Origin of the sequence: Devosia sp. ZB163 (genome assembly GCF_028613635.1) — a bacterium.
GTDB lineage: Bacteria > Pseudomonadota > Alphaproteobacteria > Rhizobiales > Devosiaceae > Devosia_A.
Genome location: NZ_JAQRMY010000003.1, coordinates 668,420 through 688,467, shown reverse-complemented (window position 1 = coordinate 688,467; position 20,048 = coordinate 668,420). Strand labels below are relative to the sequence as shown.

Below are 20,048 nucleotides of genomic sequence, written 5' to 3'. Positions count from 1 at the left end.
CTTGACCCGGGGACCCACGCGATGGCGCGGCCTGCACCGCAGCCGCTTACTCCGCGACCGCAAGTTCCTTGCGCTCGAGCTCGGACACCGTCGCGAGATCGAGCACCTTCTGCAGCTCGGCGGCGTGGCGGAAGCTCGGCTCCTGCATCTTGCCGGTCTTCACAGCCTCGGCGAAGCGCTGGTAGTTCGTCGGCACCGCCGGCACTTCCACTTCCTTCCAGGTGCCGGTCTCGACGTCCTCGCCCGTCGCGACGCGGAGCTTGGACCAGTCGTGCCGGTGCTGCACCTCGACGCCGCCCTTGTCGCCATAGACGCGCAGGCGCAGCTCGTTCATGTGGCCGGTCGCCCAGCGGCTGGCATGGATCACGCCCAGCGCGCCATTGTCGAAGTCGACCGCCATGGTGAAGCTGTCATTGGCATCGAGGTCGTACTCGCCGATCTTGTTGCCCGGCGCCTTGTCGAAGGTCTTCAAACGCGCGAACACGTGGTCGACGTCGAGGCCCGAGCCGTACGAAGCGAAATCGAGGATGTGCACGCCGATGTCGCCGAGCACGCCGTTCGAGCCGTGCTTCTTGGAGAGGCGCCACAGCCACTGCGACTCCGTCCGCCAGTCGCCCCACGCCTTCGACACCAGCCAGCTCTGCAGGTAGCTCGCCTCGACATGGCGAACCGTGCCGATCGCGCCCGACAGCACGATCTCACGGGCCCGCTGCAACTGCGCCACGTTCCGGTAGGTGAGGTTGACCATGTTGATCAGGCCGGATTTCTCGGCCACGTCCACCATCTCGAACGCCTTGCTGGCGTCGGTCGCCAGCGGCTTCTCGCAGAACACGTGCTTGCCGGCCTTCAGCGCCGCAATCGAGGTCGTGTGGTGCACCGAGTCCGGCGTCACGTTCGCCACCGCATCGAACGCGCCCCAGGCCAGCGCCGCATCGAGCGACGCGAAGCCGTTGGGAATGTTGTGGGTGGTGTTGAACTTCTCGAGCCGGTTGGGATCGACGTCCACGCCGGCCACTACCTTCACGCCGTCGATGGCGGCGAAGTGCTTGGCGTGCTGCGCGGCCATGCCGCCGGTGCCGAGGATAAGCATACGCATCGTGTTCTTCCTTCAATGCTCGGGCGGGGAGACGCCCTGTCGTTCATGGGTCCGGCCGCGCCCGGCTAGACCAGGTGTTCCTTGCGATCGAGATCGGCGATCAGCGCCAGATCGAGGATCTTCTGCAGCCCCGCCGCATGGCGGAAATCCGGGTCCTGCTGCTGGCCCGTCTGCACCGCCTCGACGAAGCGCTGGTAGTTGGTCTTGACCGGCTCGGCCTTCACTTCGCGCCAGGTCGAGGTCGCGACGTCCTCGCCGGCGCACACGCGCAGCAGCGAGCCCCAATGGCCGTGGCTCAGCTCCAGCCCGCCCTTGTTGCCGTAGACGCGCAGCCGCTGGTCGTTGGAATGGCCCGAGGCCCAGCGCGACGAGTGAATCGTCCCGATGGCGCCGTTGCCGAATTCTGCCGAGATGATGAAGCTGTCATTGGCGTCGAGCACATACTCGCCGATCTTGTCGCCCGGCACCTTCGTGAACGTCTGCAGCCGGCTGTTCATCGCAACGATCGGCTGGCCGATGGCGAAGGTGGTGAAGTCGAGAATGTGGATGCCGATATCACCCACAGTCCCGTTCGACCCGTGCCCCTTGCTCAGCCGCCACAGCCACGTGCCCGACAGGCTCGCCGGATCGTTGAAATCGCGCAGTGCCAGCCAGTGCTGCAGGTAGCTCGCCTCGATGTGCTTGACCTCGCCGATCACCCCCGAAGCGATCAGCTCCCGCGCCTTGTGGAGTTCGGCAACGTTCCGGTAGGTGAGGTTCACCATGTTGATGAGGCCCGACTTCTCGGCAGCCTCCACCATCTCCATGGCTAGCGCATGGTTCGGCGCCAGCGGCTTCTCGCAGAACACGTGCTTGCCGGCAGCGAGAGCCTTCAGTGTCGTGCCGTGGTGGATCGAGTCCGGCGTGATGTTGTCCACCGCATCGAACTCGCCCCAGGCCAACGCCTCCTCGATCGAGGCGAAGCGGTTCTTGATCCCGTAGGTGTCGCAGAACGTCGCGAGGTTCTCGGGGATCGTATCCACCGCGCCCACCATCTCGACGCCCTCGATGGTCTGGAAGGCCTTGGCATGGCTGTTGGCCATCCGGCCGGTGCCGAGAATGAGCAGGCGCATTTCTGTCAGTTGTCCGTGAGGCAGTAGGGAATGGGGCCACCTGGTCGGCGGCCCCGGGATACTAGATCACTTCGGATGGTGCGTCAGCTTGGCGCCGCGCTCGACCAGAGGCTCGATCGACTTCTCGACCGGGCGGTTCGGAGCCTTCAGCAGGTGGCTGTGGTTCTCTGCGTTGTAGGCCCAGTTCACCGCGTTGCGTAGCACCTGGCCGACCGTCTTGTCGTGATAGGTCGGATAGGTCTCGTGGCCGGGGCGGAAGTAGAAGATGTTGCCAGCGCCACGGCGATAGGTGAGGCCCGAGCGGAACACTTCGCCACCCTGGAACCACGAGACGAACACGGTCTCGAGCGGCTCCGGCACCGAGAAGGGCTCGCCGTACATCTCTTCGGTCTCGAGCTCGAAATAGGCTGGCAGACCCTTGGCGATCGGGTGACCCGGGTTCACCACCCAGATGCGCTCACGCTCACCGGCCTCGCGCCAGTGCAGGTTCGCCGGCGTGCCCATCAGGCGCTTGAACACCTTCGAATGGTGGCCCGAGTGGAGCACGATCAGGCCCATGCCTTCCCACACGCGCTGCACCACGCGCTCGACGATCTCGTCCTTCACCTCGCCATGCGCAGCGTGGCCCCACCAGACCAGCACGTCAGTGTTGGCGAGCTTCTCGACCGTCAGGCCGTGCTCGGCATCCTGCAGGGTCACGGTCGTCGGCTCGAGGTTCTTGTCCTCGCCGATCAGCGCGGCGATCTGGCCGTGCATGCCCTTGGGGTAGTTCTCGGCCACGAACTTGTTCTTCTGCTCATGGACATTCTCACCCCAGACGGTGACGCGGATCGACATGGTGGGTCTCCTTGTAATCGTGGAAAGGGCCGGTCTTGGCGCCGGCCCGAAATACTTCCAAAGCGGTTTGGTCTTTGAAGCGATCCACTGCATCGGCGCGCAAGGATTGGCAAGCGTGTGCGGTAGAAATCGGGGCAAGTGCGGCAAAACTGCCGCCGGGCGGAACATCAGTGCTTGAGTGGCTTTCCCGCCTCGTCGAAACGATGGATCTTGGTCGGGATCGGCGCGATCGAGATCACGTCGTTCGGGCTGTGCCGGCTCGTGCCTTCCTCGCGAACGATGACCGGCTCGCCTGCGCCGATATCGACATAGGTGTAGCTGTCCGAGCCAAGGTTTTCGGAGTGGACCACCTTGCCCTTCCAGGCCCCGTCGCGGTCGGTGATCTCGATGTGCTCGGAGCGGATGCCGATGGTGTTGGCACCGAACTTCGAAGCGATCTCACCGTTGAGGAAGTTCATCTTGGGCGAGCCTATGAAGCCCGCGACGAACAGCGACTGCGGGTTCTCGTAGAGCTCGAGCGGAGTACCCACCTGCTCGATCAGCCCGTCGCGCAGCACGCAAATGCGGTCCGCAAGCGTCATCGCCTCAACCTGGTCGTGAGTCACGTAGACCATGGTGGCGCTGTTCATCGCATGATGGAGCTTGGCGATCTCGAGACGCGTCGCGACGCGCAGCGCCGCATCGAGGTTCGACAGCGGCTCGTCGAACAGGAACACTTTCGGATCGCGCACGATGGCGCGTCCGATGGCGACGCGCTGGCGCTGGCCGCCCGAAAGCTGCTTGGGCAGGCGCCCCAGATACTGCGAGATCTGGAGCAGTTCCGCCGCCTTCTCGACGCGCTTCTTGATCGCATCCTTGTCGGACTTGGCGAGCTGCATGCCGAAGGCCATGTTCTCGTAGACCGTCATGTGCGGGTAGAGGGCGTAGCTCTGGAACACCATGGCGATACCGCGCTTCGAGGGTGCGAGCGCATTGACCATGGTGCCGTCGAACGTCATCTCGCCCGAGGTAATGTCCTCGAGTCCGGCCATCAGGCGCAGCAAGGTCGACTTCCCGCAGCCTGACGGACCGACGAAGACCATGAACTCGCCCGAGTAGATCTCGAGGTCCACGCCCTTGATCACGTCGACGAGGCCAAAGGACTTCTTGATGTTCTTGAGTTCGATATGCGCCATGGAATTAGCCCTTTACGCCACCGGCGGTGAGGCCGGAAATGATCTTGCGCTGGAAGACGAGGACGAGGATCACCAGCGGCACGGTGACGATGACCGAAGCCGCCATGATGTTGCCCCACGGAATTTCGTACTGGCTGCCGCCCGAGAGCAGCGCAATGGCAACGGGCACGGTGCGAGTCGCGTTCGACGACGTGAACGTCAGCGCGAACAGGAACTCGTTCCACGCCCCGATGAAGGCGAGCAGTCCCGTCGTCACCAGCGCCGGCCACATCAGCGGCATGAACACCTTGGTGATGATGATCCACGGCGTCGCACCGTCGACGATCGCAGCCTCCTCGATCTCGATCGGCAGGTCGCGCATGAAGGTGGTGAGCACCCACACGGTGAACGGCAGCGTGAAGATCGTGTAGCTGAAGATCAGAGCCCAGGGCGTGTTGTAGATGCCGAGGAAGCGGATCACCTCGAACAGGCCCGCGAGCACCGCGATCTGCGGGAACATCGAGACCGCGAGGATGGTCATCAGGATCAGCCCCCTGCCCCGGAACCGCACGCGGCTCAGGGCGAACGAGGCGGTGACCGCGAGGAACAGCGCCAGCAACACGGTGATCGACGCAACGAAGATCGAGTTCAGCAGGTTCTGCGGGAAGCTGCCCGAGTTGAGCACGTTCAGGTAGTTGTCGAGCGACAGCGACGTCGGCCAGTAGCTGACGCGGAACAAGTCGGTGCCCGCTTTGAAACTGGTGAGGATCGCGTAGTAGAACGGGAACACCGCCAACACGACGATGAAGATCACCAGCGCGTAGAACGCTACCTTCTTGGTGATCGTCCAGAGGTCCATAGTCATCAGCGGTCACCCCCGTCGAACCGGACCTTGCCGAGCCATATGTAGAGCGCGGTCATCACCGCGATGATGAGGAACAGCAGCGTCGACTGGGCCGAGCCGTAGGCGAACTTATCGAAGTCGAAAAGGTTCTCTCTAGAGATCACCGACATGGTCTTGGTCGAAGCGCTGTTTGGCGTCAGCACATAGATCAGGTCGAAAATGCGCATGGCGTCTAGCAGGCGGAAGATCACCGCCACCATCACGGCCGGACGCACGAGCGGCAGCGTCACCTTGAAGAACACCTTCACGGGATGCACACCGTCGATCTTGGCCGCTTCGTACACGTCCTTGGGCACCATCTGCAGGCCCGCAAGAATGAGCAGCGCCATGAACGGCGTGGTCTTCCAGATGTCGACGATCAGCACGGCGGTCATGGCCGTGTCTGCAGACGCGGTCCAGGCGACCTTGTGGCTGATCAGCCCCAGGCGCAGGAAAAGGTCATTGAGGATGCCGAACTGATCGTTGAGCATCCACGACCACATCTTGGCCGACACGATCGTGGGGATCGCCCACGGAATGAGGATGGCGGCGCGAACGATGCCGCGCCCCTTGAACTCGGCGTTCAGTACGAGAGCCACGATCATGCCGATGACAGTCTCGAGCGACACCGAGACCACCGCGAAACGTACGGTGTTCCACACCGCATTCCACCAGGCCGGATCTACGAGGAGGCCCGAGAATACGGTGCGTCCGCTCTTCAGCGTCGTCCAGTTGAGGTAATTCTTGAAGCCGATCCACTCGCCTGTGTAGAGCGAGCTCAGCGAGGTGTTCGTGAACGAAAAATAGATCGTTCGGAGCAGCGGCCAGCCGGCAACGATGGCCAGCGCGATGAGCATGGGAAGCAGGAACCACATCGCCGCGCCGACGCGCGACTTTAACAGTTCGTTTGCTATCTTTGGCTGGGTGCGGGAAACGGCCCCCGCCGTGGCTTCCACTGTCATCTCAGGCTCTTCCTGCTGCAGAAGGGAGAATGGGGCGCGGGCAGCCCAGGGGCCGCCCGCTCCGAAGTCTACGCCGGTACTTACCAGGCGTCGCCCTTGAGCTCAGTCAGCTTGGCCTCGAGCAGCTCGAGGTTCTCGGCAGCGGTGCCCTTACCCGAGAGCGTCTCGTGGACGGCCGACCAGAACAGCGAGGAAACCTCGTTGTACTTCACCTTCGCCGGAGCCGACGGACGCGGCACGGCGTTCTGGAACACTTCCTTCCAGTTCGGGATGATCGGCTGCGACTCGGCGATATCGGCGTCGTCGTAGAGCGCGACGATCGTAGGCAGGTTGGACTGCTTGATCGCACGTTCCTTCTGGACGTCCTTGGACGAGAGGAACAGCGCGAGCTTGATCGCCTCATCCGGGTTCTTGGAGTACTTCGACACGGCGACGTTCCAGCCGCCGAGCGTGGCCGCCGAACGGGCGCCCTCGCCTTCACCGGCCGGGAGCGGGGCCACGTCGAACTTACCCTTCACGGCCGAGTCGTCGCCGTTGCCGAGCTGGTAGGCATACGGCCAGTTGCGCATGAACACGGCATTGCCGAGCTGCCACACGCCGCGGCTTTCTTCTTCCTGGTAGCTCAACACGCCCTGCGGCGCGATGGTGCCGATCCAGCTCTTGGCCTGCTCGAGAGCGGCCACGGCCTGCGGGTTGTTGATCGAGATCGAGCCGTCGGCCTCGATGATCTGGCCGCCACCGTACGACTTCACCCACTCCAGGGCGTCGCAGGTCAGGCCTTCATAGGCGTTGCCCTGGAACACGAAACCCTGCATGTCGGCGTTGCCGGCAGCACGTTCGCCATCCTGAACTTCCTTGGCGGTCGCAGCGAGCTCGGACCAGGTCTTGGGAACGGACTTGCCGTACTTGTCGAGCAGATCCTTGCGGTAGTAGAGCGCCGGAGCGTCGGTGAAGGCCGGCAGAGCGACGAGCTTGCCGTTCACCGTCTGGCTTTCGATGATCGACGGGAAGTGCTCGCCCACCACGTCCTTGGCGGCATCGGCGAGGTCGAGGAACTGGTCCGCGAGCTGCGGAGCCCAGATCACGTCGGTCTGGTACACGTCGATGTCGGCGTTACCGGCGGCGAGCCACAACTTGTACTGGCCGAACTGGTCGGTGGTCGAGGACGGCATCGGGACGATCGTCACCTTGTTGCCGGTCTCCTGCTCGAAGCGGTCGAGTTGCGAACGCAGGAACTCGAGGCCGTTGCCGGTGTCGCCCGAAACAACCGCGAGGTCGGCGGCCTGGGCCGCAACGACGCCGAGCGTGGCGCTGGCAAGCAGGGCCGCGATCAGGGACTTCATTTTCATTATCTTCCTCCCAAGGGACAGTATGACCGGGAGGTAAGCCAAAGGCGACCAACGCCGTTCGGGCGTTGACCGACTGCAGTTTCCTCCCACCAAAACGCCAGGACGGGGCACTGACGTCCCCGCTTAATGCCTCCAAAGCGCTTTGAAACAAGCTACCCACTGCAACGAAATGCTGTCAAGCAGGTTTCGCCCCCGCGATCGTTAACGCAGAGAATGACACCATAAATTCATAAGTATTTTCAATATCTTGCGGCACGCCAACTGTTAACAGCTTCGAAACGAGGTCAATCTGGCGTGAGGTACGAACATCAGGAATGGTAGCTGGCGGGCCCCTCTTGCTTTCGTGATTCAAATCGCTTTGAGTGGTAGAGTTGGTGAAGGAGGACGTCCGGCGCTAGTGTCCCGGGAAAGGGCTCGGCCGCGAGCGGGAATCCGCTTGGCCGCATGTTGGGCGTGCATGAATTGATCATGAAACTCAAAGACTTAGCTGCGGAGCTTGGCCTTTCGCAAACGACCGTGAGTCGGGCGCTCAACGGCTACCCTGAGGTCAACGAGGCGACCCGTGAGCGCGTGAGCGAGGCGGCGCGACGGCTGGGCTATCGCGCCAATGTCAACGCGCAGCGCCTCGCCACCGGTCGGGCCGGAGCCATCGGCGTCACCCTGCCCCTGCAGCGCTCGCTCCATTTCGGCCCCCACACGTCCGAATTCCTCTCCGGCATCAGCGAGCGACTGGCTCAATACGACATCGACATCGTCGTCACCCCCATCGATGCCGACGACGAGGTTCCGGTCTTCCGCCGCCTCGTCTCCAGCAAGCGCGTCGATGCCCTGGTGATCTCGGCCCCTACGCCGAATGACGCCCGTATCGCCGCCCTCACCGAACTTGGCATGCCCTTCCTGCTGCATGGCCGCGCCGACAACGTGACGATCCCTCACGCCTGGCTCGACATCGACAACGAGGGCGCATTCCACCGAGCGACCAGTCACCTGATCGACCTCGGCCACCGCCACATTGCCATGATCAACGGTCCCGAGGACCAGACCTTCGCCATCCATCGCGATCGCGGCTTCCGCGCCGCCATGCAGGCCCGCGGCCTTACCCCTGACCCGCAGTTGATCGGCGGTGGCCGCTTCACCGACGAGAACGGTTTCCGCCTGGCGCAGGCTTTCCTCGAGCGGACCCCGCGCCCCACAGCGTTCCTCGCCGGCTCGATGATGACGGCACTCGGCGTCTTCCGCGCCATCCGCTCGGCCGGGCTGGAGCTCGGGAGCGACGTATCCATGATCGCCCACGACGACGTGTTCCCATATCTCAACGCCGACAACATGGTCCCCTCCATGTCGACGACGCGCTCGTCCATCCGTGCCGCCGGTGCCCGCATCGCCGAGCTCCTGCTGCAGATGCAGGAGGGAAAGCCGGCGAGTTCCGTCCACGAGCTGTGGCCGGTGGAACTGGTGCTGCGCGAGTCGACAGGACCGGCCCCGAGACAGTCCGGCTGAACGATCCTGAGCCATTTCGTTCAGTGCCATCCCGGTTTTTCCTTTGTCCATCGCCCTCCCCCTGATCAGCGGGACCATTGTCCCATGGACGTCAGTGGCGAGGATGGATTGAGAAAAACCATGCGCCTGCAAGGCGTTGGCGGTGACTGCAAAGAGCCGGTGCGGCTGGCTGCCCACTGGATGGGTCAGGAGCGCTGACGTGCGCAATGCCATTGTCTGAACGGACATGAACGCATTCTATGCGGGAAGTAGGCTTACATCGCTCCTCCGCAGGGAACGATGCGGGCCCATCCCCGATGCTAACGCGCCCTATCCTCGCCCGCACGTCGCATCAAGCTTCGGCACCACCCACTCCAGCGCCGGCACGATCTGCTGCTGCCAGGTGTCCCAGTAGTGGCGGCCGGGGCCGACCCGCAGCGTCGTTTCCATGCCGATCTGTTGGAGGCCGATGTGATACTCGGCGGCGGCCGTGATCAGGTCGGGAAAATCGTTGTCGCCGATGGCGAAATAGAAGGCGGGTTTGTCGGCTGCTCGCTTCAGCTTGGGCATCAGCGTGAAGGCGTTGGCGGCGTTGAAGCGGGCGCGATCGAAGGGCGTGCCGAAGATATTCCGATAGAGGTCCGGGATCCAGCGGCTGCGCGGATCGGCCTTTTCCAGCGGCTGGTGCAGCGCCCCCGCGAAGCTCATTGCCGCAGTGTAGGTGTCGGGGTGGTTGATCGCCTGCAGCACCGCGCCGACGCCGCCCATCGAGACGCCGCCGATCGCCCTGCCCGCGCGGCATTTCGCTGTCGGCAGCGTTGCGTCGATGGCCGCCACGAGGTCCGTCGCGAACGCCGTGTCGATCAGCCCGAAGCCACCGGGATCGGGGTTGTCGACGTACCAGCTGTCCCCCGCCCCTGGCGCCACCACGACCAGCGGCGGGATGCGGCCATCGGCAATCGCTCGGTCGAGGATCGGCGCGAGGTTGCCCCAGGTGAACCAGTCGCCATCCGCACCGGTCGTGCCGTGCAGCAGATACACCACCGGCCAGCGTTCCCCCTCGGCTGGCGCCGGAAACGGCTTGTAGACGGCATAGGGGATCGGTCGCCCCAGGATCGGACTTTCGGCCTTGAGCCCGAACTCCACGATCCCCGCGCCCTTCGCCGCCGAACCGGCGAGCATCATCACCGCCGCACCAAGCGCAGCCACAAGTTTCAGTTTCAAGATTGGTCCCCTCGGATCGCCGGTATGCGGCGGATTGTGTGTTTTGAACAATTGGGAAAACGTTTTCCTAGTTGCATCGTACGGGTGTTGCGGTGGTTCGGCAACTGGTCGAAAGGTGGGTGCTTGGGAGCTAATGTGTGGCACGGCCGGTACAAGATGCGTCCCCTCGCCCCTCTGGGGAGAGGGTTAGGGTGAGGGGCACCAAGCACACCTGTGAGTAGCTGCCGCCGCGATCTCCGGGCGTCTGCGTGTGACGCCGGCGCACTTGGCGCCCCTCACCCCGGCCCTCTCCCCAGAGGGGCGAGGGGGCGTTGTGGCGCGACCGGTGAACTACCCCCGCGTCTCACTCAGAAAGCTGTCCAGTAACCACTGACCGGCGGGGCCGGGCGGCGCAGCGCGGGACCAGAGCGCATCGACCGGCAGCAGGCGCGGCCAGCCTCGTGGCGTCAGTTCCACCAGTGTGTCGCCGGCATACTGTCGGACGAGCCAGTCGGGCAGTTCGGCCCAGCCGAAACCCTGCTGTGTCAGTTCCAGCAGCATCAGGTAGCTCGGCGCCGACCAGGCGAGGCCCAGCGGCCGCGTACTGCCACCGACATAGGTGTTGAGGTAGATCTGACGCGTCGCGGCGAGCTGTTCGGCGCTGGGGCTGGTGATGGCAGCAAGTGGGTGCCCATGCGCCACGAACAGCCCCATCCGGGTCGGCTCCGCCAACCGGGCCGAAGCGATGTCCGAGGGATAGGTTTCCTGCCCGGCGGTGACGGCCAGATGTGCTCGGCCCGACTGCAGCAGGTCGATGACATCGTCGCCCTCGGCAATCAGGCACTCGAGCTCGATGTCGCGGTAGCGCTGCTCGAACTCCTGCATCAGCCCGATATGGTCGCTCTGCCCGTACGTGTCCGACAGGACAATCGTGAGCCGCGGTTCCACCTTGTCGGAAAGCCGCACGCTCAGCGCCTCCAGCCGCTCATTGGCAGCGAGGATCTCCTGCACATGTGACAGCACGCGGCGCCCGGCTGGGGTCAGCACCGGCAGGCGGCCCGTGCGATCGAACAGCACCAGGTCGAGGTCCGCCTCGAGATTGGCGATCGCCGTGCTGATGGTCGACTGGCTCTTGCGGAGCCGCCGTGCCGCTGCCGAGAACGAGCCGAGCGCTGCTGCGGCGGCAAACGCCTCGAGCGCTTCGGGCGAGTATTGCATCTATCGACTTTCTCGATGGTACCCATCTTGGGTTACCAGAAAAATCGATGATACGTCCACGTCACATTCAGGGATTGAAGTGTGAGAACACCATGCAGCTCAAGAACAGGTCTTTCATCGAGCGGATCGGCCACGCGGTCGGCTTCGAGGTCATCGCGCTCATCGTTTGCGCACCGATCGCCGCCTGGCTGCTCGACCGACCAATCACCCATGTCGGCCTGCTGGCGCTCATGCTCTCAACCACCGCCATGACGTGGAACGTCATCTACAACGTGATCTTCGACCGGCTGTGGCCGCTGGCCAGCGTGCCACGTACGCTCAAGGTCCGGGCCTTGCATGCGCTTGGCTTCGAAGCGGGCCTGGTACTGGTCGGCGTGCCGCTTGCGGCGTGGATGCTCGACATCTCGCTGCTCCAGGCCTTCGTGCTCGATATCGGCTTCTTCCTGTTCTTCCTGCCGTATGCGTTCGTCTACAACTGGGTGTACGACGGGCTGCGGCAGCTATGGGTCGAGCGGAAGCCGGCGGCGGAGCTGCGCTAGACCGCCTTCAGCAGCCGCAGGTGGTTGTCGAAGTTCAGCTCGAACGTCGTCATCGGGGCTGGGGAACCGGCGAAACCGCCGAGTGCCCCATCCCCGCTCGACGCCAGCAGGCCGACGCTGTCGGGAGCGATACCGCAGCCGTTCTCGAGGCCGAGGCTGGCGACGACGGTCGCGGTGTCGGGGTCGATGGCGAGGATGGTGTTCCCCTCGGGCGATGACACGCCGATCCGCCCCCCATCGGCCGACGCCGCGACCGAGCCGACATAGTTGCGCAACTCGCCCAGCGTCGTCTCTGGCAGCTCGATCAGGCGGATCTCGCCGTCCTGCGTCGCGTAGCCGACCAGTTGCGGGCGATCTGCCGACGGCCCGCGGAACTGGCAGCCGAACCACACCCGGCCGCGGTGATCGAACGCCATGTGGCGGATGGAGAGCTGGTGCAGCCCGGCCTCGAGCCGGAGCTGTCCGATCAGCCGTCCGGTCCGCCGCTCGATGAACGCGATCGATGGGTCCATGGTCTCGAGGTTGAGCTCGGACCGGCCGTAGTCGGGGTGGGTCTCGATCCCGCCATTGGCGACAACGAACGTCTCGCCGTCCGGCATTAGCAGCATTTCGTGCGGACCGGTGCCGTAGGTGTCGAACTCGCCGATCCGCGTGTAGCCGCCCGCCACGTCGTAGATGCCGATGACGCCGCGGGCATTCTCGAAGTCGTTCTCGGTCGCGTAGAGCAGCTTGCCATCGGGCGAGAACGCGCCGTGCCCGAAGAAATGCCGTCCCTCGACGCTGGTCAGCGTCCTTGGCGGGGTCCCGTCCGACGGGTCGAAGATGACAGCGAACGTCCCCGGTTGTCGGGCGAAGACGACGCCCTGCCCCGTAGTCGGCGAGAAGGTGATGTCGTGCCCGCGCTCCGGCAGGTCGACACTCGAGACGAGGTCCCCCGCCTCCGTGACGAGCGCCGCAGCATACCCCCCTTCGCGCTTCTGCACCGAAGAGGCGAACACCAGCTCGGCCCGCTCGAGCGCTGCAGCCCGTCGTGGCAGCAGCGAGGCCGCGAAACCCGCGCCAGCTGCCTTCAGGAATGCCCGCCGCCGCCACATGGTCAGTCTCCGTCGAGCGACGAGAACCCCACCGACAGCCCCAGCGCCGCCGCGAGGTTTTCGCCCAGGATCGTGTCGAGCGACTGCGTCACGATCACCATGTAGTCGAGAGCCTTCTTCTGCTTGGGATCGCCGACGGCCTGCTCCACCGGCTTGGTCACCAGTTTCTCGGCACGCTCGGCATTGCCGAACTCGAACCCCGCGCTCTGCCCTACCCACTGTTGATCCGGGCTCGTCGCCTCGGCGATACGCGAGTCCCGCAGCAGGGCCTTGAGCCCCTCGAAGTTGGCGCTGATGGACGGCACAGTCATGCCCGAGCGCCAGAACAGCGCCGATTTCGGCTTGGGAGCCGCACCGTCGCGCCCCAGGAATGGCAGCAGCCGCTGGTCGCGGATCGCCTCCGTGCCATGGGCGAGAAGCCCCGTCAGCGCCTCCAGCACCTCGCGGGTGCTGCGGTAGTCCGGGTCCGATGCGCTGGGCTCGAGCAGCCGCTTCGAGAAGCCGGCCGGGTCGGCCCACTCTGCCGACATCTCGTCGGCCCGCCCGCTGATGAGTTCGGCGATAGCGGCAGCATACTTGCAGCGGAAGTCCGCCCCGGCGGCCAGTGTCTCTGAATCCGCGCCGAACAGCAGGAACTCGAGAGCGCCTAGCCCCTGCATGGCGACACTCTTGCCGGCAAGCGTCTCGGCGCTGGCTGCGGTCTGATCCGCTTCGGCCAGTGCACCCTGCACCTGCTTGAGGGCGATGCCCTTGCGATCGGGCCAGAACAGGATGGCGTCACTGCGGTTCTCCGCCATCAGCGGCCCAATGCGATAGAGCTCGATGCGCGACCACGCGGTCACGGCGGACTTGAACTGGTTTCGCGCCGTTTCCAGCGTCGCCTCGGACGGCGTCGCACCCAAGGCTTCGACGTTGAGCTTCAGCGAACCCGCTTCCTCGGCGAACCGGGCGAAGCCGGGACGGATCGCCTCGGTGATGGCGAGTTCCACCACCTCGTTGGCGGTCAGCTTCTGCTCCTGCGCCAAAGCCGGAACCGCGATCAGGGCGACGAGAAGAGCAATCAACAACCGCATCACAGGGACTCCAGGAACGCGACCAGATCATCGCGCTCCGATTTCGACATTTGCGCGAACGCATCGCGCGCCGCCTGCGCTTCCCCGCCATGCCAGAGGATCGCCTCGGTCAGGTTGCGCGCGCGCCCGTCATGCAGGAATTCGGTATGGCCGGAAACGGTCTCGGTGAGGCCGATCCCCCACAGCGGCGGCGTGCGCCACTCGTACCCGTCTGCCTCACCTTCCGGCCGGTGGTCGGCAAGGCCGTCGCCCATGTCGTGCAGCAGCAGGTCGCTGTAGGGCCAGACCAGCTGGAACCGGTGCGCCGGTGTCGGCGCGTCGCGCGAGGTCACGAACTTGGGCGTATGGCAGGAGATGCAGTTGGCCTCGTAGAAGGCCTGCTTGCCTCTCAGTATCTCAGGATTGCCGACATTTCGGCGTTGGGGCACGCCGAGGTTCTGCGAATAGAACGTCACGAGCTCGAGCACCGGATCGGGGGCCTCGCTCGGGCCCAGCCGCTCCTGTTCGCCGGTGGGCGCAGCGAGGCAATCGGCCTGGGCCGCGGTGCAGTCGCCATGGGGCTTCATCACTGGCGGAGTCGCGATGCCGATATCGCCGGCGAACGCATCGGCCGACTGGGCGCGGATGCTGGCCGTGCCGGCCTTCCAGCCGAACCGCCCGAGTTGGCGTACACCCTCTTCGGTGGCGAAGTTGGCCCGGCCCGAGATGCCGTCGCCGTCACGATCGTCCGGATCGGCATTGGCGAGGATGTCCTCCGCCGGCACCTGTTCGAGGAGGCCAAGCCCGATCATCTGCGGCGCAACGCGCGGGCTGAGCATCACGTCGTCCGCCATCGGTCCGTAGGCGAGGTCGGTCACCGAGTAATCCGGCCGGCGCAGCGTCACCACCGTGCCGTCGCCGAGCGTGACCGGCTCGTCGGTGTAGCTGATCGCCATCCTGCCTTCGGGCTTGAGGCCCTGGACGGCGAAATCCTGCAGTTGCCCGCCATAGGTCGGCTCGGGGATCACCTTGGCGCCTTCCGCCAGCGCCTGCTGGTCGGCCTCGCCATGTGCCGGCACCGAAAGCCTCAGGAACATCGAGACCGCATTGTCCCCTGCCCCGCTCGGCGTGTGGCCGCGCCCGTCCTTGAGGTGGCAGTTCTGGCAGCCGCGCGCGTTGAACAGCGGCCCGAGCCCGTCCGATGCCTCGGTCGAGGCCGGGGACGAGACCCAGAGCTTGCGGAACAGCGCGTTGCCCAGCTTGAACTGCTCTTCCTGCTCGAAGGTGAGGTTGGCCGACGAGAACGAGAAGATGTCCTGGTTGACGCGCTTCTTCACCGTCGCCGCGCCCGCCGGCAACTGCTCGAAGTTCTCGGGCTTGGAGAAATCCGTGGCCGGCGCCGTCACGGCGCGAACGCGCTCAAGATCCTTCGGCGTGAGGTCGGAACGGGTCCCGCCCTCGGTAGCGAAGGCGAGACCCGCGATAAGGGTTATGACCAGGAACGCGGTCAAGCGCATGTGCATGTCAGGCACTCTTGGCTTCCCGGCCATAGACCGGGATCAAAGTCAGCGTCGCAGATTCTGTCCACCTGCGATGCCGAGATAGCTCTGGAAAACCGCCCCTTACTGGAACACGGCATCCGGGTTGGTGAGGCTGTCGGACTGCTCGATCGTCACCGTATCGCCCAGCTCGAGCAGCGCCACGGCGCGCTCGATGCCGCGCGTCTGCGCAACCAGCCCGTCGATTGCCTTCTGCACCGCGGCGTTGCCCGCCTCGTTGCCCTCGGCGATCATCTGGTCATAGGCCTCGCCGCCCTCGGCCCGGGCCGACATCTCGTGCATCGCCGTCAGCGTCGCATCGAGGAGGCCCCGGATCTCGGTGTCGAGCGCCGGATCGCGCGCCGCGATCAGCTGCGAGATGGAGGGGCCTTCGATGACCGAACCATCGACGCGCGTGTACTTGCCCAGGTAGACGTTCTGGATGCCCACCGCATCGTTCAGGTGCGAGACGTGCGTGTTGTCGGAGAAGCAGTCGTGCTCTTCCTCCGGATCGTGGAGCAGCAGGCCAAGCTTCATGCGCTCGCCCGCCAGTTCGCCGAACGACAGCGAGCCCATGCCGGTGAGGATCGTCGCGATGCCGCTCTCGGCGAGGGCCGTCCGCGCCGCGCCGCCTTCCTTCCAGTTGGCCACCATCTCCTCGAGGTCGGTCACCAGCAGGTCGGTGACAGCGTCGAGATACTGGCCGCGGCGCTTGGCGTTGGCGTCGGTGGAATAGTCGGTGACGGGCCGCTCGCCGGCGCCCGCCTCGGTCCCGTGCAGGTCCTGGCCCCAGAGCAGGAACTCGACGGCGTGGTAGCCCGTCGCCACATTGGCTTCGATCCCGCCCGCTTCCTGCAGCGTATCCTGGAGGAACGCCGGCGTGATCTCGGCCGCGTCGACTTCGGCGCCGTCGATGGTGATCTTGCTGTTGGCGATCACGTTGGCCGTGTAGAGGCCGTTCTCGTCGCTCTCGCTGCCGTAGCTCGTATCGACATAGTCGATCAGCCCCTCGTCGAGCGGCCAGGCATTCACCTTGCCCTCCCACTCGTCGACGATGGTGTTGCCGAAGCGGAAGGCCTCGGTCTGCTGGTACGACGGGCGCGAGGCGCGCCAGGCTTCCCGCGCGGCGCTCAGCGTCTCTTCGCCCGGGTTGGCGATCAGCGCATCTGTTGCCGCATCGAGTGCCCTGGCCGTCGTGAGCGCATCCTCGTAACCGGCGAGCGCGATGTCCGCATAGGTCTTGAGGATCTCTTCGGCGGTGGGCTCGGCAGCTGCGACGAAGCTGGTGCTCATCGCCGCCATGCCGATCGAAAGGGCAAGCGTGCTGATCGTCTTCATTTCGGGGGGGTCTCCGGCGGACGCGGGCGCGTCCATTCCGGCGGGACTATCAAAGTGGACTGCCCGCTTCAAGAAATATCCGCCCAGGCTGGAACGGCTCTAAACTGCGCCCGCCACCGCCCATCTCGACTCCCCCAAGTAAAAGAGGCAATGTCACAAATGTCACAATTGGTTCTGGAGGCGTTGAGGCACCGTATCGCCTTGTTCCACGAGGCTTTCGGGCAATCGCCCGGCAATCGGCGCTGTGCACCCGGGGGTTGGGTGTCACGCGTCTGTCACGTGGCCAAACTAGGTGACACGCGGCTTTGGGGCTCCTCCGAGTCAGGACAAGAAGCCAGAATTCCAGGGAGACTTGAGAATGATCTTCAAGAATGCGCTCGTCGCTTCGGTTTCGGTCGCGGCCCTCGCCGCTTCGACCTTCTCCGTTTCTGCGCAGACCGACCTCGCTGCCCTCTACGAAGCTGCGAAGGCTGAGGGACAGCTGACCACAATCGCCCTGCCGCACGACTGGTGCGGCTACGGCGCCGTGATCGAAGGCTTCAAAGCCAAGTATCCGGGCATCACCATCAACGAGCTGAACCCGGATGCCGGCTCGGCTGACGAAATCGAAGCCATCAAGGCCAACAAGGGCAACACCGGCCCGCAGGCCCCCGACGTGATCGACGTCGGCCTCAGCTTCGGCCCGTCCGCCAAGGCCGAAGGCCTGATCCAGCCGTACAAGGTCTCGACCTGGGACTCGATCCCGGACTCGGCCAAGGACGCCGAGGGCTACTGGTACGGCGACTACTACGGCGTGCTGTCGTTCCTCGTGAACACCGACCTCGTGTCGAAGGTCCCGACCTCGTGGGCCGACCTCAAGGCCGCCGACTACGCCAACTCCGTGGCCCTCGCCGGTGATCCGCGCGCTGCCAACCAGGCCATCCAGGGCGTCTACGGCGCAGGCCTGTCGACCGGCGCCACCGACGCCAAGGCTGCTGCCGAAGCCGGGCTCGCCTACTTCGCCGAGCTCAACAAGGCCGGCAACTTCGTGCCGGTGATCGGCAAGGCCGCCTCGACCGCTCAGGGCACCACCCCGATCGTCGTCGCCTGGGACTACAATGCCCTCGCCTGGCGCGACGGCTTTGCGGGCAACCCCAAGGCAGAAGTCGTCGTGCCGTCGGACAGCGTCGTCGCCGGCGTCTACATCCAGGCGATCTCGGCGTTCGCGCCGCATCCGAACGCGGCCAAGCTGTGGATGGAATACCTCTACTCCGACGAAGGTCAGCTCGGCTGGCTCGCTGGCTATTGCCACCCGATCCGCTTCAACGACCTCGCGGCCAAGGGGGCGATCCCGCAGGCCCTGCTCGACAAGCTGCCGCCGGCCGAAGCCTACGCCAAGGCCGTGTTCCCGACCCTCGAGGAGCAGGCCGCAGCCAAGGAAGTGATCACCAGCCAGTGGGACGCCACCGTCGGCGCCAACGTCCAGTAACATGACCAACGTCAGCTCTGTGGCTGACCCATCGGCCGGCCCGGTTTCCACCGGGCCGGCCGTGCGCGTCGGTGGCAACCCGTTCCGGTTCATTTCAAGGCTCCGCCTCGGCGACATCATCGCCATCGCGCCGTTCATCATCTTTGCGCTGCTGTTCCTCTTGATCCCGACCCTCGGCCTCGTGGTCGGCGCTTTCCAGGACGGATCAGGCAACTTCACGCTGCAGAACATCATCGATCTGGGCACGCCGCAGATCCTCGCCTCGTTCTGGATTTCGATCCGCGTCTCGGCTGCCTCGGCCATCCTTGGCGCCGGCATCGGGCTCGTCATCGCCCTCGCCATCATTCGCGGTCGCCTGCCTCAGGCCATCCGCTCGACGGTGATGACCTTCTCGGGTGTCGCCTCGAACTTCGCCGGTATCCCGCTGGCCTTCGCCTTCCTCGCCACGCTCGGCCGGCTCGGGCTCGTCACCGTGCTGCTGAAGTTCGTCGGCTTCGACCTCTACAAGTCCGGCTTCAACCTGCTGAGCTTCTGGGGCCTCACCATCACCTACCTCTACTTCCAGATCCCGCTGATGATCCTGATCATCGCGCCGGCGATCGACGGGCTGAAGAAGGAGTGGGGGGAGGCCGCCGCGACGCTGGGCGCGACCAACGGCCAGTTCTGGCGCTATATCGGGCTGCCGGTGCTGTGGCCGAACCTGCTCGGCACGCTGTCGCTGCTGTTCGCCAACGCCTTCGGCGCCATCGCGACCGCCTACGCGCTCACCGGCTCGTCGCTCAACATCGTGCCGATCCTGCTCTATGCGCAGATCCGCGGCGACGTGCTGCACAATCCCGGGCTCGGTGCCGCGCTGGCACTCGGCATGATCGTCATCACCGCCTTCGCCAACATCATCTACCTCGTGATCCGCACCCGCGCCGAACGGTGGCTCAAATGAAGTCGGGCAGGCTCTGGAGCTGGATCATCTTCGGGCTGGGCGCGGGCTATTTCCTCTTGCCGCTGCTCGCCACCTTCGAGTTCTCGCTGCGCATCCGCCGCGAGGGCTACACCTTCGATGCCTATACCTCGGTGTTCTCCGACGGGCGCTTCCAGGCCTCGTTCAGCTACTCGCTGATCATCGGCATCTGCGCCATCATCGTCGGCCTCCTGATCGTCGTACCGGCAGCTTACTACGTGCGGCTGCGCGCCCCGCACCTCCGACCGATCATCGAGTTCATCACCCTGCTGCCTTTGATCATCCCGGCCATCATCCTGGTGTTCGGCTACATCCGCATGTACAACACCTCGTCGCCGCTGCCGCTGCTGGGCACCAACGTCGGCACCGACATCCTCCTGACGCTGGCCTACGTGGCGCTGGCGCTGCCCTACATGTACCGGGCGGTAGACACGGGGCTCCGCACCATCGACGTGCAGACGCTCACCGAAGCCGCCAACATCCTCGGCGCCAACCAGGCGACGATCATCGTGCAGGTGATCTTTCCCAACATCATCGTCGCAGTGCTGTCGGGCGCATTCCTGACGCTCGCCATCGTCATCGGCGAGTTCACCATCGCGAGCCTGCTCAACCGGCAGGTGTTCGGCGTCTACATGCAGAACGTCGGCGCCAACCGGGCCTTCGAGCCTGCTGCGCTCGCCGTCATCTCGTTCGTCATCACCTGGGGCGCCATGGGCATGATCCAGCTGCTCGCGCGTTTCGCCCCCAAGACAGCCCGTAGGGACTAGA

At 64.9% G+C, this 20,048-nt stretch carries 18 protein-coding genes; 5 read left to right on the top strand and 13 right to left on the bottom strand.

All coding sequences use genetic code 11. The annotated features are described in order from the left end of the window. Nucleotides 1–46: 46 nt before the first annotated feature. From PRN20_RS17140 to PRN20_RS17110, 7 genes are all read right to left on the bottom strand, one after another. Nucleotides 47–1,096: a Gfo/Idh/MocA family protein gene (locus tag PRN20_RS17140; protein ID WP_273958820.1), complete on the bottom strand. Its 1,050-nt coding sequence runs from the start codon at nt 1,094–1,096 to the stop codon at nt 47–49. 65 nt (nt 1,097–1,161) lie between these two features. Continuing rightward, nucleotides 1,162–2,208: a Gfo/Idh/MocA family protein gene (locus PRN20_RS17135; RefSeq protein WP_273958819.1), complete on the bottom strand. Its 1,047-nt coding sequence runs from the start codon at nt 2,206–2,208 to the stop codon at nt 1,162–1,164. Between the two features lie 66 nt (nt 2,209–2,274). Then, on the bottom strand, nt 2,275–3,045 hold the full coding sequence (locus tag PRN20_RS17130) for a ThuA domain-containing protein (protein ID WP_273958817.1): 771 nt from the start codon (nt 3,043–3,045) through the stop codon (nt 2,275–2,277). A gap of 167 nt (nt 3,046–3,212) precedes the next feature. Then, a complete protein-coding gene (locus tag PRN20_RS17125) occupies nt 3,213–4,220 on the bottom strand; it encodes an ABC transporter ATP-binding protein (protein WP_273958815.1) in 1,008 nt (335 codons plus the stop codon). A gap of 4 nt (nt 4,221–4,224) precedes the next feature. Next, nucleotides 4,225–5,058: a carbohydrate ABC transporter permease gene (locus PRN20_RS17120; protein ID WP_273959049.1), complete on the bottom strand. Its 834-nt coding sequence runs from the start codon at nt 5,056–5,058 to the stop codon at nt 4,225–4,227. A gap of 5 nt (nt 5,059–5,063) precedes the next feature. Beyond that, entirely contained in the window at nt 5,064–6,044 is a 981-nt protein-coding gene (locus PRN20_RS17115) for a carbohydrate ABC transporter permease (RefSeq protein WP_273958813.1), read from the bottom strand. An 80-nt stretch (nt 6,045–6,124) separates the two neighbouring features. After that, nucleotides 6,125–7,393 (bottom strand): ABC transporter substrate-binding protein, encoded by a 1,269-nt coding sequence (locus tag PRN20_RS17110; protein ID WP_273958811.1) that lies wholly within the window; start codon nt 7,391–7,393, stop codon nt 6,125–6,127. Between the two features lie 468 nt (nt 7,394–7,861). Here PRN20_RS17110 and PRN20_RS17105 point away from each other — a divergent pair, with 468 nt between their 5' ends. Further along, entirely contained in the window at nt 7,862–8,893 is a 1,032-nt protein-coding gene (locus PRN20_RS17105) for a substrate-binding domain-containing protein (RefSeq protein WP_273958809.1), read from the top strand. A gap of 309 nt (nt 8,894–9,202) precedes the next feature. Here the strand turns inward: PRN20_RS17105 and PRN20_RS17100 are convergent, their stop codons facing one another. Continuing rightward, complete coding sequence (locus PRN20_RS17100) at nt 9,203–10,096, bottom strand: alpha/beta hydrolase (protein ID WP_273958807.1); 894 nt, start codon at nt 10,094–10,096, stop codon at nt 9,203–9,205. A 330-nt stretch (nt 10,097–10,426) separates the two neighbouring features. After that, on the bottom strand, nt 10,427–11,293 hold the full coding sequence (locus PRN20_RS17095; RefSeq protein ID WP_273958805.1) for a LysR family transcriptional regulator: 867 nt from the start codon (nt 11,291–11,293) through the stop codon (nt 10,427–10,429). 92 nt (nt 11,294–11,385) lie between these two features. On the opposite strand from PRN20_RS17095, the gene PRN20_RS17090 reads away from it, so the two are divergent. Continuing rightward, nucleotides 11,386–11,832, top strand: coding sequence for a multidrug/biocide efflux PACE transporter (locus PRN20_RS17090; protein ID WP_273958803.1), 447 nt, complete (start codon nt 11,386–11,388; stop codon nt 11,830–11,832). Here the strand turns inward: PRN20_RS17090 and PRN20_RS17085 are convergent. From PRN20_RS17085 to PRN20_RS17070, 4 genes are all read right to left on the bottom strand, one after another. After that, complete coding sequence (locus PRN20_RS17085; protein ID WP_273958800.1) at nt 11,829–12,926, bottom strand: DUF1513 domain-containing protein; 1,098 nt, start codon at nt 12,924–12,926, stop codon at nt 11,829–11,831. The genes PRN20_RS17090 and PRN20_RS17085 overlap by 4 nt on opposite strands. A gap of 2 nt (nt 12,927–12,928) precedes the next feature. After that, complete coding sequence (locus PRN20_RS17080; protein WP_273958798.1) at nt 12,929–13,999, bottom strand: imelysin family protein; 1,071 nt, start codon at nt 13,997–13,999, stop codon at nt 12,929–12,931. After that, nucleotides 13,999–15,501: a di-heme oxidoreductase family protein gene (locus tag PRN20_RS17075; RefSeq protein WP_273958796.1), complete on the bottom strand. Its 1,503-nt coding sequence runs from the start codon at nt 15,499–15,501 to the stop codon at nt 13,999–14,001. The genes PRN20_RS17080 and PRN20_RS17075 overlap by 1 nt, the downstream gene beginning before the upstream one ends. A 99-nt stretch (nt 15,502–15,600) precedes the next feature. Continuing rightward, nucleotides 15,601–16,854 carry an imelysin family protein gene (locus tag PRN20_RS17070; protein ID WP_443112580.1) on the bottom strand — a complete coding sequence of 418 codons (1,254 nt, stop codon included), beginning with the start codon at nt 16,852–16,854 and terminating at the stop codon, nt 15,601–15,603. A gap of 358 nt (nt 16,855–17,212) precedes the next feature. On the opposite strand from PRN20_RS17070, the gene PRN20_RS17065 reads away from it, so the two are divergent. Genes PRN20_RS17065 through PRN20_RS17055 form a run of 3 tightly spaced genes read left to right on the top strand, consistent with a single transcriptional unit; the run spans nt 17,213 to nt 20,047 of the window. Continuing rightward, complete coding sequence (locus tag PRN20_RS17065; protein WP_273958794.1) at nt 17,213–18,322, top strand: ABC transporter substrate-binding protein; 1,110 nt, start codon at nt 17,213–17,215, stop codon at nt 18,320–18,322. A 1-nt stretch (nt 18,323) separates the two neighbouring features. Further along, the gene (locus tag PRN20_RS17060) at nt 18,324–19,262 is read left to right on the top strand and encodes an ABC transporter permease (protein WP_273958793.1); all 939 of its coding nucleotides are present in this window, start codon (nt 18,324–18,326) and stop codon (nt 19,260–19,262) included. Next, entirely contained in the window at nt 19,259–20,047 is a 789-nt protein-coding gene (locus tag PRN20_RS17055) for an ABC transporter permease (RefSeq protein WP_273958790.1), read from the top strand. Before PRN20_RS17060 ends, PRN20_RS17055 begins: the two co-directional genes overlap by 4 nt. Nucleotide 20,048: the final 1 nt, after the last annotated feature.

Coding starts and splice junctions, on each gene's coding strand:
- PRN20_RS17140 (WP_273958820.1), bottom strand. CDS start 1,096: ATGCGTATGCTTATCCTCGGCACCGGCGGCATGGCCGCGCAGCACGCC.
- PRN20_RS17135 (WP_273958819.1), bottom strand. CDS start 2,208: ATGCGCCTGCTCATTCTCGGCACCGGCCGGATGGCCAACAGCCATGCC.
- PRN20_RS17130 (WP_273958817.1), bottom strand. CDS start 3,045: ATGTCGATCCGCGTCACCGTCTGGGGTGAGAATGTCCATGAGCAGAAG.
- PRN20_RS17125 (WP_273958815.1), bottom strand. CDS start 4,220: ATGGCGCATATCGAACTCAAGAACATCAAGAAGTCCTTTGGCCTCGTC.
- PRN20_RS17120 (WP_273959049.1), bottom strand. CDS start 5,058: ATGGACCTCTGGACGATCACCAAGAAGGTAGCGTTCTACGCGCTGGTG.
- PRN20_RS17115 (WP_273958813.1), bottom strand. CDS start 6,044: ATGACAGTGGAAGCCACGGCGGGGGCCGTTTCCCGCACCCAGCCAAAG.
- PRN20_RS17110 (WP_273958811.1), bottom strand. CDS start 7,393: ATGAAAATGAAGTCCCTGATCGCGGCCCTGCTTGCCAGCGCCACGCTC.
- PRN20_RS17105 (WP_273958809.1), top strand. CDS start 7,862: ATGAAACTCAAAGACTTAGCTGCGGAGCTTGGCCTTTCGCAAACGACC.
- PRN20_RS17095 (WP_273958805.1), bottom strand. CDS start 11,293: ATGCAATACTCGCCCGAAGCGCTCGAGGCGTTTGCCGCCGCAGCAGCG.
- PRN20_RS17090 (WP_273958803.1), top strand. CDS start 11,386: ATGCAGCTCAAGAACAGGTCTTTCATCGAGCGGATCGGCCACGCGGTC.
- PRN20_RS17085 (WP_273958800.1), bottom strand. CDS start 12,926: ATGTGGCGGCGGCGGGCATTCCTGAAGGCAGCTGGCGCGGGTTTCGCG.
- PRN20_RS17080 (WP_273958798.1), bottom strand. CDS start 13,999: ATGCGGTTGTTGATTGCTCTTCTCGTCGCCCTGATCGCGGTTCCGGCT.
- PRN20_RS17075 (WP_273958796.1), bottom strand. CDS start 15,501: ATGCACATGCGCTTGACCGCGTTCCTGGTCATAACCCTTATCGCGGGT.
- PRN20_RS17070 (WP_443112580.1), bottom strand. CDS start 16,854: ATGAAGACGATCAGCACGCTTGCCCTTTCGATCGGCATGGCGGCGATG.
- PRN20_RS17065 (WP_273958794.1), top strand. CDS start 17,213: ATGATCTTCAAGAATGCGCTCGTCGCTTCGGTTTCGGTCGCGGCCCTC.
- PRN20_RS17060 (WP_273958793.1), top strand. CDS start 18,324: ATGACCAACGTCAGCTCTGTGGCTGACCCATCGGCCGGCCCGGTTTCC.
- PRN20_RS17055 (WP_273958790.1), top strand. CDS start 19,259: ATGAAGTCGGGCAGGCTCTGGAGCTGGATCATCTTCGGGCTGGGCGCG.